Origin of the sequence: Streptomyces sp. NPDC059866 (assembly GCF_042731325.1) — a bacterium.
GTDB lineage: Bacteria > Actinomycetota > Actinomycetes > Streptomycetales > Streptomycetaceae > Streptomyces > Streptomyces flavusporus.
Genome location: NZ_JBHWJT010000085.1, coordinates 1 through 11,790, shown reverse-complemented (window position 1 = coordinate 11,790; position 11,790 = coordinate 1). Strand labels below are relative to the sequence as shown.

General features: G+C 68.7%; 9 protein-coding genes and 3 pseudogenes. 8 read left to right on the top strand and 4 right to left on the bottom strand.

Going from position 1 to position 11,790, the window contains the following annotated elements; genetic code table 11:
- Nucleotides 1–216: 216 nt before the first annotated feature.
- A complete protein-coding gene (locus ACFV7R_RS45910) occupies nt 217–513 on the bottom strand; it encodes a hypothetical protein (RefSeq protein ID WP_385276439.1) in 297 nt (98 codons plus the stop codon).
- Nucleotides 514–655: 142 nt separating this feature from the next.
- On the opposite strand from ACFV7R_RS45910, the gene ACFV7R_RS45905 reads away from it, so the two are divergent.
- The 7 genes and pseudogenes from ACFV7R_RS45905 to ACFV7R_RS45875 form a co-directional block, all read left to right on the top strand.
- Nucleotides 656–1,687 (top strand): DUF5919 domain-containing protein, encoded by a 1,032-nt coding sequence (locus ACFV7R_RS45905; RefSeq protein WP_385276436.1) that lies wholly within the window; start codon nt 656–658, stop codon nt 1,685–1,687.
- Between the two features lie 2 nt (nt 1,688–1,689).
- A complete protein-coding gene (locus ACFV7R_RS45900) occupies nt 1,690–2,439 on the top strand; it encodes a phytanoyl-CoA dioxygenase family protein (RefSeq protein ID WP_385276433.1) in 750 nt (249 codons plus the stop codon).
- Nucleotides 2,440–2,443: 4 nt separating this feature from the next.
- On the top strand, nt 2,444–3,103 hold the full coding sequence (locus ACFV7R_RS45895; protein ID WP_385276430.1) for an HAD family hydrolase: 660 nt from the start codon (nt 2,444–2,446) through the stop codon (nt 3,101–3,103).
- A gap of 842 nt (nt 3,104–3,945) precedes the next feature.
- Entirely contained in the window at nt 3,946–5,496 is a 1,551-nt protein-coding gene (locus ACFV7R_RS45890) for an FG-GAP and VCBS repeat-containing protein (RefSeq protein ID WP_385276427.1), read from the top strand.
- Nucleotides 5,497–6,145: 649 nt separating this feature from the next.
- Nucleotides 6,146–6,325 (top strand): transposase, encoded by a 180-nt coding sequence (locus tag ACFV7R_RS45885; protein ID WP_385276424.1) that lies wholly within the window; start codon nt 6,146–6,148, stop codon nt 6,323–6,325.
- Nucleotides 6,322–6,732 (top strand): annotated as a pseudogene (locus tag ACFV7R_RS45880) (glycosyltransferase); the annotation flags it as partial. The gene ACFV7R_RS45885 and the pseudogene ACFV7R_RS45880, both read left to right, overlap by 4 nt.
- Nucleotides 6,733–7,141: 409 nt before the next feature.
- Nucleotides 7,142–7,201, top strand: a pseudogene (locus tag ACFV7R_RS45875) (hypothetical protein); the annotation flags it as partial.
- A 201-nt stretch (nt 7,202–7,402) separates the two neighbouring features.
- Here ACFV7R_RS45875 and ACFV7R_RS45870 read toward each other — a convergent pair.
- From ACFV7R_RS45870 to ACFV7R_RS45860, 3 genes and pseudogenes are all read right to left on the bottom strand, one after another.
- On the bottom strand, nt 7,403–9,175 hold the full coding sequence (locus tag ACFV7R_RS45870) for a nitrite/sulfite reductase (protein ID WP_385276421.1): 1,773 nt from the start codon (nt 9,173–9,175) through the stop codon (nt 7,403–7,405).
- 44 nt (nt 9,176–9,219) lie between these two features.
- Nucleotides 9,220–10,053 (bottom strand): sulfurtransferase, encoded by an 834-nt coding sequence (locus ACFV7R_RS45865; protein ID WP_385276418.1) that lies wholly within the window; start codon nt 10,051–10,053, stop codon nt 9,220–9,222.
- 296 nt (nt 10,054–10,349) lie between these two features.
- Nucleotides 10,350–10,783, bottom strand: a pseudogene (locus ACFV7R_RS45860) (MMPL family transporter); the annotation flags it as partial.
- A 412-nt stretch (nt 10,784–11,195) separates the two neighbouring features.
- On the opposite strand from ACFV7R_RS45860, the gene ACFV7R_RS45855 reads away from it, so the two are divergent.
- On the top strand, nt 11,196–11,615 hold the full coding sequence (locus ACFV7R_RS45855) for a hypothetical protein (RefSeq protein WP_385276415.1): 420 nt from the start codon (nt 11,196–11,198) through the stop codon (nt 11,613–11,615).
- The last annotated feature ends 175 nt before the right edge of the window (nt 11,616–11,790 follow it).

The following is an 11,790-nucleotide window of genomic DNA, read 5'->3' as shown; positions in this document are numbered from 1 at the left end:
CGGCCACCCGAACGTGCCCACTCTGCTCGCCTCGCAGCTGATCCGCCGGCTGAGTTCCTTCCGCGTCGTCGACCTCGGCGAGCTGACGCGGGAGCCGGCCATGATCGCCGCATAGATCACTGCCCGGTGGGGCGGATGACGTCCGGTCGTGGCCATCGGCAGGGATCACCGAACGTCACCCCCGACAACACTCCGAAGAGTTCAGTAACCGCTCCTCTAGCGGTGGGTGAGCCAGTACAGGACAGCTCCTGCGCCGCCGGCTCCACACGTGTACGCCGCGCCGTGTGCGGCGGCCAGGACCAGCTCGTGCAGCAGGCGGGCGGCCCTGCGCCCTGCGCGGTGTTGCTGGCGTGGCGCGCCGTCGGTGGCGAGGTCCTCAGAAGGGCTGTGCGTGTCACAGCCGCATGGTCGGCCCAAGGCGTGGATGTGCTGAGTCATCGGCAACACGACGGCGGTGAAGGAACGGCTGGTGGTGCGCGGGGCCTGGGCCTGAGTGCGGGGTGGTGGGGCCATGGAAGGAACCTCCGATCGGTTTGCCGACACTGACAGGAAGACGATGCGCTGGGCCCTCGCATGGCCAACAGCCCTTCAAGGGACGTGCACTGGAACGCGCTGGACACCAGTGGACACCGCCCCGGCGGCGTAACGTGTTCTCATGAGGGTCACCGTGGCGATGCTGGCGAGGGCTCAGGGCTTACGTGACGACTTCGACAGCCTGCAACGGCTGCGCCACGGCAGGGGCATCACCAGTCCCGGTGATCTCTACTACCTCTCTGGCTTCGTCAAACGCCGGGTACTGGCCATTGAGGACGACACAGACAGTCAACTCAAAAAGGGGTTGGACAACCTCAAGAAGCTCATCGAGAGGGCACCGCCACGCGAGCGGGAGCTGTTGAGGCTCAGTTTCAACATCGACTGCGCCTTCGGTGACTTCAACTGGCTCGACAGAGTTGAGGACTTCGCACTGAACCATGCGTGGATCGGCAGTTCGCGCAACGTGCGCCACCAGGCTGACCTCGCGCTACTGCAGCTGCTCATGCGCGCCCGTCCGGCTGCCGAGAGTGAGCCGGTGCCGCCGTCCGATTTCGACACGATGATCGATCCGGCCGCCTCCAACGGGCACACACCCACCGCGACCGGCTTGTTCGTCGAAAACTACGTGCATAACAGCCCTCGGTTCGCCGGGTCCTGGGAGGACGCCCGTGCGGTCGACATGTGCGGCTTCGGCCACAATCGGATGGCGGTCACCTACTCCAACGAGATCGGCCGCATCCTCAGGTCGGGCGGCCGGGTCCGCGTCCTCATGCAGGATCCGGAGGGCCAAGCGGTCCTCGATGCAAACCGCCGCAGCTCCACCCCCAAGGCATCGGCCGAAGACGTCCGCCATCAACACCGCAGCGCCATCGCAACCCTGACATCGATCAGGGCCGCCGCAGCGGCCCCGGCTGAATGTCTCCAACTGCGCGCCTACGACATCATGCCGCCTTTCACCGCGTACTTCTTCGACTCGGACGACGAGACAGCGCACGCCTATATCTGGTTCTGGTCGTGGCGGCAGCCATCCTCCTGGCGTCCGGGATTCTTCGTTGCACGGGCGACCGACGCGCTGTGGTACGCACGCTTTCGAAGTCAATTCGAGGCGATGTGGACGGACGAGGAAACGCGCGAGATCGCCCACGGGAGCTGACAATGACAGACCTGGCCCGCTTCTTCGACGCGACTGGCTACACGAAATTGCCCGACCGCCTGCCTTCGTATCTGGTGAACCGGATGCGGACGGTGGTCGATGACCACTTCGCTCGTGGCGTCCCGCCGTACCGTGTCAACGACGCAGGAAAGATCTGCCGGCTCGATGACCTGCTGGAGCGGGACCCGGTCTTCCTCGAAGCGCTGCGTCATGAGGTCGTTGCAGCAGGGCTGCGTCAGGTCCTTGGGCCAGCGGTCGACGTGGTGCACGCCAGACACAATCATGCAACGCTGAACAACCCAGGTGACATCCCGTTCCGTCTGCACCGCGATATTCAGCAATGGTCGCAGCCGCTCGTCGCTGTCTTCATCTATCTCGAGCCCGCCACCGTCGCGAACGGCTGTACCACGGTGGTCCCGGCATCACACCATCTGCCGTACGCCGGACCTCAGTCCGGTGGGGGTGGGGGCAACTGGGCCGACGAACATGATCAGTACCGGCACTTGATCGGCCAGGAACTGCCTGTCGAAATGCCCGCCGGCGGCGTCTTGCTCCTCAACTGCCTGTGCTTCCACAGCGTGGGCCGCAACACCTCGGCATCGTCGCGACGCAGCGTGGTTTTTGCCTGCCGCGGCTCCGACGAACTCAGCCAGGCCGACGATCCAGGGGTGACCCGGTTGTTCGGCAAGCGCCGCTTCCTCGCCAACCGGGTACTGCGCGTCTCCGGATCACTGCGGCAGAAACAGAGCTGAACTGATGCTGGCTCTCTTCGACTTCGACGACACGCTGGTCAGCCGTTCGGCCGCCATCCGGCGCTGGGCCCGGCTGCTCGTCCGCCGAGAAGACATGGCCGAAGACGCCGTTCAAGCCATCATTGACGCCGACCACCAGGGCACGACGCCGCGGGACGAGTTCCTGGCACTGGTGCGGTCGCTTCCCGGGATCCGTATGACCGAAGCCGAGATCCACGACTGGTACGCGGCCAGCTACCCCTTGTGCTACGGAACAGAAGAGGAGTCGATTCAGGCACTGACCCTGCTCCGCGACGCGGGCTGGAAGATCGGAGTGGTGACCAACGGCTCGACCATCAGGACCAGCCAGAAACTCGCGCGTTCGGGGCTGGCAGCGCTGATCGACGCGCTGTGCGTCGCGGAGGATGTCGGCGTGTGCAAGCCCGATCGACGGATCTTCGAAGAGGTGGCCCGCCGCTGTGGTGCTGACCTGGCCGGATGGATGATCGGCGACGCACCGGTTGAGGACATTGTCGGGGGAGCACAGGCCGGTCTGCGGACCGCTTGGCTCCGCAGAGGCCGGAGCTGGAACGGCATGAGGCCACGCCCCGACATCGAGGCCGACTCCGTCCTCGAAGCCGTCCTCACCATCGTGAACAGTCCTCGACGCACCCCCAGCGGTTGAGGCATGCTGCAGAAGACCGCGAACAGGCCGTGAGCTGGTGGCGTGCCTGCCCCGGAAGCAACGGCCGTCCCATACGCGAGCGGGGCCCTGACCCGAAGGCCGAAGGCCAGGGCCCCGCCCTGCTCACGCAGCAGGGCCAGCCGGGGCCTGGTGTTCATGACGGGATCCGTCACCCGCGGTCCAGATGCTCGGGAAAGGGCCTCAGCACTGGCAGGCCCAACTGGACTCTCTCCCGCTCGCGCCGGTCCCTCCCGGACTGTGCGACATCTCGTGAGTTCCCGTGACTCCTGCTGGGGTCCAGAGGTCCCTGGCCTGGGGCTTCTCCCTCGTTGGCGTGCTCGGCGGGCTTGTGACTTGACGTGCTCCCTGGCCTAAAGTCCAGGGATTCCGGCCTGGGTCGTCTGACCCTTCCGGGGGCTTCCTGCTTCACCGCGCTGCGCGGGCACGGGTGCCCGTCTTACCGGCACTCCACAGGCGTTTGGCGTCTCCGCCCGTCCGGCGGCGACGATACGGCGTCCTTCGAAGAGGACGTTGCGGGCTGCGTTGTGGTCGCGGTCGTGCAAGTAGCGGTTCCCGTCGGCTGATCAAACGTCGAAGGCTGGAGTCACCTCGTGTGTGGCTCCGGCCTTTCGCGTGTGCGTGGCTGTCCTCGCTCCGGGTGCCCGACTCGAAACGATCTTCTTCGGCAAAGAGGTGATCTTCTATAAAACAGACATGCCTCCTGTACAACCCTTCCTTCCCATGCGGCGTCAAACATGGCGCCGGACATAGGAACGGGACTTATCCGGACGCCTCCCGCGCCCCCCGAGCCAGCCGGTCGTATCTGAGCCAAGGAGCCGCTCATGCGCAAGCACCGCTCGGCCGCCGTCGCGGCGGCATCGTTTCTCCTCGTGACGGGTGCGGTCATCGCGACCGCTCCGAGCGTCTACGCCGGAACACCCGGCGGAACACACGCCAACGACCGCAACACCGACTTCAACGGCGACGGATACGACGACGTGCTCGTCGGCGGCCCCGGGGCGGCGGTCGGCGGGTACAAGGGTGCTGGCATGGTAACCGTGCAGTACGGCGGACCCAAGGGCATCGGCACGACTAGGGTCAAGGCCTTGAGCCAGAACTCCACGGGCGTCCCCGGCGCCGCCGAGACCGGTGACGGCTTCGGCAAGTCGCTGGCCACCGGCGACCTCGACGGCGACGGCTACGACGACGCGATCATCGGCATCCCCGGCGAGGACCTTGGCGCCGTCGCCAACGCGGGCGGCGCGGTCGTCCTGTGGGGCACGCCGAACGGCCTCACCGGATCGGCCAGCGACTGGCTGCAGTCCGACGACCTCACCACGGACGGCAGGTTCGGCGCATCGCTCGCCGCGGCCCGCTTCGGCGACACCACTCCGGGCGACTTCCTCGCGGTCATGGACTCGGTCGGGCTGACGATCTACACCTTCGAGCCCGCCCCCCAGCCCACCGCCAAGAGCGCGGACGCGCAGGCGCGGCGGCCGGTGCAGAAGTCGCGCACCACGCTCACCTCGCCTCCGCGGAAGACGCTCAGCCAGGCCTCCGCCGCCGACGCGCCGGGCATCCAGCCCAAGTCGATGACCACGGGCGACTACGACAACAACGGCTTCGCCGACCTGGTTGTCTCCGGCACCAGCGTGGGCGACGAGCCGGGCTACGGCTGGTCGTACATCCTGCCCGGCACCGCGTCGAACGAAGAGCCGCTGCCGATCACCGCGGTGCGCGGCGGCCCGGTCGTCGCGTCCGGCGACATCAACCGCGACGGCTACGACGACCTGGTTACCGGCGAGCCGCACAGCCCGGACGACGGCGGCGAGAGCATGAGCGGCGGCATGGTCGGCGTCTACTACGGTAGTGCGGACGGGCCCGCCGGCCAGGAGGGGCCGGGCACCCCTCCCGTGTGGTGGACCCAGAACTCGGCGGGCGTGCCGGGCACGAGCGAGCAGGGCGACGGCTTCGGCACCGACCTCTCTGTCGGCGACAGCAACGGCGACGGATACGCGGACGTGGCGATCGGTGTCGCGGGCGAGGACATCGGCGCCGTCGCCAACGCGGGCGCCGTCACGGTCCTGCGTGGCTCGGTCAGGGGCATGACGTCCACCGGCGCACTGTCTGTGAACCAGGGCACCGCGAACGTCCCGGGCACCGTCGAGAAGAGCGACAAGTTCGGCGGCCAGGTCTCCTTCACCGACCCGAACGACGACGGCCGCTTCGGCCTGCTCGCCTCGGCACCCGGTGAGAACACGAACGACGGCTACGTCTGGGTGTTCTCCGCGGGCAGCTCGGGCCTGACCACCTCCAGCTCCTGGAGCTACGGCCCGAGCGCGTTCGGCGGCCTGCCGACGGACGCGCTGTACGGGGCGGCCATCGACGACTAGGCGGTACGTCTAGGCGGTACACGGCGAGCGGCCCGTACGCGGCCTTCGACCGCGGCCCTCGTCCACGGCCTTCGTACGCATACGGGCCGACGACGGGCCGCGACGCGTCCGGCTGCGAACCCGTAAGAAGCACCGCATGCCCCGGCCTCGCGGCCGGGGCATGCGGTGTCGTCGCTCCATGAGAACCAGGAGAGCGGCGCAGGCCGCGGTCGTGTCGGCGTGCAACGTGCTGCTGGGCGCTGGCGGCTGCGGTTATCTCGGGTGCGGAGGCGGTCTTGGGTAGGCCGGTCTCCAACTCCTTGAGTTCGTCGGGGATGTGGCTGGACGCCACGCGACTGGTCAACTCGGTGATCCGGTCAGCCACTGGTGCACGCCGGTTCGGCAGGCCGTCGTTGCTCGCCAGGAGCTCCAGACGCTGGTGGACGTCGTCTCGGACCTGTAGCTCGACGGCGGCCAGGAGGGGAAGGCTGTTGAAGGAGCCCACCAGGGTGTCCCGCTCGGAAACACGGTTCTGGACGTGACCTGCAGGCTTCTCCGCCAGAGCCTGCCGCGCGGCATGACGGGTACTTCGATAAGTGAGCTGAACCGGATTTTGGAGCGGCCCTGAAGCCAGGCATGATCGCCTCATAGATAGGGGCACACAGGTCCGATGCCTGCACCACGGAAGTACCCCGACGAGCTGCGTGAGCGAGCCGTCCGCGAAGTCCGGACCTCGGGCCGTCCGGTCGCGCACGTCGCCCAGGATCTGGGCATCCACAAGGAAGCCTGCGGCAATGTGCGGCACCTCGACGAACGGCGGCCGAGCGCCTACCGAGAGGGAACCTCGTGAAGATCGCCCTGCTCAGCTACTCCACCAAGCCGCCCGGCGGGGGCGTCCACACCCTCGCCGCGCTCGGCGAGGACGTCACGGTCTGGACCCTGGGTCGCGGCGGCGACGAGGGCTTCTTCCGGCCCGTCGACCCGGCCGTACGGCTGCGGATCGTCCCGTTCCCCGACGTCCCGCCCGGCGAGAGCGTCGGTGCACGCATCCTGCGCTCCATCGCCACCCTCCGTGACGCCTTCGACCCGGCGCCCTACGACATCGTCCACGCCCAGGACTGCATCAGCGCCAACGCCGTCGGCCGCTGCGTCCGCACTGTCCACCACCTCGACCACTTCACCACCCCCGAACTGGCCGCCTGCCACGAGAAGGCGATCGTCGAGCCGTACGCCCACATCTGTGTCTCGCGCTCGGTGGCGGAGGAGCTGAGGGAAGGCTGGGGCCTGACGGCGGAGGTCATCCCCAACGGGGTGGCCTACAAGCGTTTCGCCACCACCGACCCGGCCGCGCGGCAGCGGTGGCGCTCACGGCTCGGCCGCTACGTCCTCGCCATCGGCGGCATCGAACCCCGCAAGGGCTCCCTCGACCTGCTGGAGGCCTACGCCCTCCTGCGCGCCGAACACCCGACGCGCGGTTGGCGATCGCGGGCGGCGAGACCCTTTTCGACTACCGGGACTACCGCGCCCGCTGGGAGGCGAGGGCCGCCGAACTCGGTGTCGAGCCGGTCGGGCTCGGGCCGGTGGACGACGACGAACTGCCCGCCCTGGTGGGCGCCGCGGCAGTCTCGCCTTCCCCTCCCTGAAGGAGGGCTTCGGCCTGGCCGCGATGGAGGCCCTGGCGGCGGGTGTACCGCTGGTCGTGCGGGACGTGCCCGTACTGCGGGAGGTGTTCGGAGCAGCCGCGCGTTTCGCGGACACCCCGCACGCCCTGGCCACCGAACTCGGCCACGCCATGACCGTGGAGGACCCGGTCCGACGGTCCGCCGGACGGGACCTCGCCGCCTCGCACACCTGGGACACGGCGGCACGGCGGCACGCCGGCACCTGGCCCTCTACCGCTCCTTGCCCGGCCACCGCGCAGGTGACGCTAAGTGAGTTCGCCCTCGTCCGCGCGGGCCACCCAGTCGGCGAACACCTCGTCGGGGCCGCGCGCCGCGTCGAAGCGCCGTACGACGCGCTCGATGTAGTCGGGGAGATCGTCGGCGGTGACCTTGTGGCCGCGGAGCTTGCGCCCGAAACGGGCCTCCATGCCGACCGCCCCGCCCAAGTGCACTTGGAAGCCCTCGACTTGGCGCCCCTGGTCGTCGAGGACGAGCTGGCCCTTGAGGCCGATGTCGGCGATCTGGGATCGGGCGCAGCTGTTCGGACACCCGTTGATGTTGACGGTGAGGGGCTGGTCGAAGGACGGCAGACGCCGCTCCAGTTCCTCGACAGCGGCGGCCGCCCGCCGTTTGGTCTCCACGATGGCCAGTTTGCAGAACTCGATGCCGGTGCAGGCCATGGTGTTGCGGCGGAACGTGCTGGGGCGTGCCCGCAGGCCGAGTGGTTCCATGCCCCGGACCAGGTCTTCCACCGCGTCGCCGGGCACGTCGAGGACCAGGATCTTCTGGTGCGGTGTGGTCCGCACGCGGTGGGAGCCGTGGGCCTCGGCGAGGTCGGCCAGGGAGATCAGGGACGTGCCCGACACCCGGCCCGCCATTGGTGCGGCACCGATGTAGAAGCGGCCGTCTCGCTGGGGATGGACACCGACATGGTCGCGGGGGCCGGTCGGAGGAAGGGGCGCGGGACCATCGGTCAGCGCGCGCTTGAGGTACTGCCCCTCCAGAACCTCGCGGAACCGCGCGATGCCCCAGTCGGCGACGAGGTACTTCAGCCGGGCCCGGTTGCGGAGCCTGCGGTAGCCGTGGTCGCGGAAGAGGGAGACGACACCGGCCCAGATCTCCGGCACCTCGTCCAGGGTGGCGAAGGCGCCGAGCCGCTGGGCGAGCATCGGGTTGGTCGACAGCCCGCCGCCGACCCAGACGTCGAAGCCGGGGCCGAGGTCGGGGTGGCGTACGCCGACGAACGAGACGTCATTGATCTCGTGGGCGACATCCTGGAGCGGTGAACCGCTGATAGCCGTCTTGAACTTGCGGGGCAGGTTGGAGAACGCGGGATCCCCGACCCAGCGTTCGTGGATGGCGTCGATGGCGGGGCTGCCGTCGATGACCTCGTCGGCGGCCACACCGGCGACCGGACTGCCCAGGAAGACGCGCGTGGTGTCGCCGCACGCCTGGGCGGTAGTCAGGTCGACCGCCTCCAGCCGCCGCCAGATCTCCGGCATGTCCTCGATACGGATCCAGTGCAGTTGGATGTTCTGCCGGTCCGTCAGGTCGGCGGTGTCACGGGCGAAGCCTCGGGAGACCTCGCCGATGGTGCGCAGCTGTTCGGTGGTGAGGCGTCCGCCGTCGAGGCGGACGCGGAGCATGAAGAACTCGTCGTCGAGTTCGTGCGGCTCCAGGGTGCCGGTCCTGCCTCCGTCGATCCCGGGCCGGCGCTGGGTGTAGAGACCCCACCAGCGCAGCCGCCCGTGCAGGTCCTCGGGGTCGATGCCGGCGAAGCCCGTGAAGGCGTAGACGGATTCGACGCGGTCGCGGACGTTGAGTCCGTCGTCCTCCAGCTTGAACCGTTCGTTGGCGTTGAGCGGGGTTCGCTCGCCCAGCGCCCACTGTCCCTCGGACCGCCCTTTGCGCGCCGCGCGGGGAGGGGGCTGGTCGGAATTCGGCGAGCCCGCCCCACCACATGAGCGGACGGGCACCAGCCCGAGGTCGGGTCGGCCGTCCGGCGGGCCGAGGAGCGGGGGCTCCGGCCGGTTGGTCATGCTGTCTGCCACTCCTTCGTCGTCGTGGGGGAGCGCTCGGGCGGTCAGCCTGCGGTGGGCAGGGTGATGGGGACGCCGACGAGGGAGCCGTACTCGGCCCACGACCCGTCGTAGTTGCGCACGTGTTCGTGGCCGAGCAGCTCGCTGAGCACGAACCAGGTGTGCGCGCTGCGCTCGCCGATACGGCAGTAGACGATCGTCTCCCGAGCCGTGTCCACGTTCGCGTACAGGGCGGCCAGCTCGTCGTCGGACCGGAAGGTGCCGTCGTCGTTGGTGGCCCTGGACCAGGGGACGTTCACCGCGGTCGGGATGTGGCCACGCTGCAAGGCGGCCTCCTGGATCAGGTGGGCCGGGGCGCTGAGCCTGCCCGAGAACTCCTCCGGCGACCGCACGTCGACCAGATTGTGGGAGCCGATGGCAGACAGCACCTCGTCGCGCAGTGCGCGGATCGACGAGTTGGCGGGGGACGCCGTGTACGTGGTGGCCGGACGGGTGACCGTCTCGCCGACCAGTTCACGGCCGTCGAGTTCCCACTTCTTGCGTCCGCCGTCGAGCAGCCGTACGTCCTGGTGGCCGTATACCTTGAAGTACCAGTAGGCGAACGCGGCGAACCAGTTGTTGTTGCCGCCGTAGAGGACGACGGTGTCGTCGCGACCGATGCCCTTCTCCGAGAGCAGCTTCTCGAATGCTGCCTGGTCGATGAAGTCGCGGCGGAGGGGGTCCTGGAGGTCCAGTCTCCAGTCGATGCGCAGGGCACCGCGGATGTGGTCGGTGTCGTAGGCGGTCGTGTCCTCGTCGACCTCGACGAGGACGACCCGGGGGTCGTCGAGGTGGGACTGGACCCAGGCGGCGTCGACGAGCACGTGAGCTCGACTCATAGTGTTCTCCCTGTGCCGCGGGCGCGGCGGTCTCGAAAGAGCCGTAGAGCGGAGCGACGGGAGGTTCTGTCACCGCCGCCTTGACGCAGATATAGACGCCGAATTGCCTATTGGGCAATTAAATTGCCTAATAGGCAAAATGCTCTCGGAACTGCGCCGGCAGTGGTCGGCCGCTCGATTCGACCACTGTCGGGCTTCTTGCCGTGCCGGTCCCGTCCCCACGGTCCGGCGCGGTGCCCGGGGATGTTCACGATCCGCTCGTATCGGCATCCCCGGGATCCTGCGACCCCGGTGGGTCAGACGCGGGTCAACTCGCGCTGTTCTTCTGGGTCCTGAGGTGTGTCGGCGAGGTGCCTGGTCAAGCCCCGCCCTCGACGTCCACGTTGGGCAGTGCCTTGTCGATCCACTTCGGCAGCCACCAGGCCTCGTCGCCGAGCAGGGCGAGCACGGCCGGGACGATGGTCATGCGGACGATGAAGGCGTCGAAGAAGACGGCGATGGCGAGACCGAAGCCGATCATCTTGACCATCGCCTCGTTGGAGCCGATGAAGCCGGCGAAGACGCAGATCATGATGACGGCCGCGGCGGTGACGACCAGGGTGCCGTGCTGGAACCCGGTGACGATGGCCTGCCGGGGGCTCTCGCCATGGACGTGTGCTTCGCGCATACGGGTGACCAGGAACACCTCGTAGTCCATCGCGAGACCGAACACGACGCCGATCATGAAGATCGCCCAGGGTGCTGCGGTGCGTGACCGTCCGCTCCTTTCGCTGCCGTTGCCTGTCCCGCTCGAAAATACGATTCGCGGCTGTGGCCTGCACGTTTGCTGATCCGGACGGAGCGGGCCCGGCTTTCCTGGGACGATCTGCGGAGGTCGCTGTCGATCGTTACCGCGCGGGTCCGGAACCTGATCACGGTGCCCGCTGCCGTATTGCGCAACCGCGTGGCCAAGGATGCGGAAGTGCTGGCGTTGCGGCTGAGAAGGCGGTGCTGCGCCGCCGGGTCGCCGGGGTCCGCTCCGAGCCCGCCGACCGGATCTGGCTCGCCGCGCTCTCGCGGCTGATCCCTCGCGACCGCTGGCGCCAGGTCTTCACGGTCACCCCCCCACCGCTGCGCCGGCACCGGCAACTCATCGCGCGGAAATGGACCTGCGCACCGAGAGGCCGCTCTGGCGGACCGTCCGCCACACCCACCGTCAAGCAGCTCGTCCTGCGCCTGGCCAAGGAGAACAGGACGGGGGCCACCGCCGCATACGGGGCGAACTCGCGCGCCGTGGCTGCTCGATCGCCCCGTCCACGGTCTGGCGGATCCTGCACGCCGCGGGCATCGACCCCGCCCCGCAGCGCTCCGGCCCGACCTGGCGCCCGTTCCGGAACGCCCGGGCCCACGGCATCCTCGCCGCCGGCTTCCTCCACCTCGAGACCATCTCGCTCAAGCGCCTGTACGCCCTGGTCTTCATCGAGCACGGCACCCGGCGCCTCCACCTCGCCGGCGCCACCGCCCACCCCCACCGCCCACGCCGCCGACGATCTCACCGGCGTCACCGAACTGCGCGCAGTTGACGTGCTCCCTGGCCTAAAGTCCAGGGATTCCGGCCTGGGTCGTCTGACCCTTCCGGGGGCTTCCTGCTTCACCGCGCTGCGCGGGCACGGGTGCCCGTCTTACCGGCGCTCCACAGGCGTTTGGCGTCTCCGCCCGTCCGGCGGCGACGATACGGCGTCCTTCGAAGAGGACGTT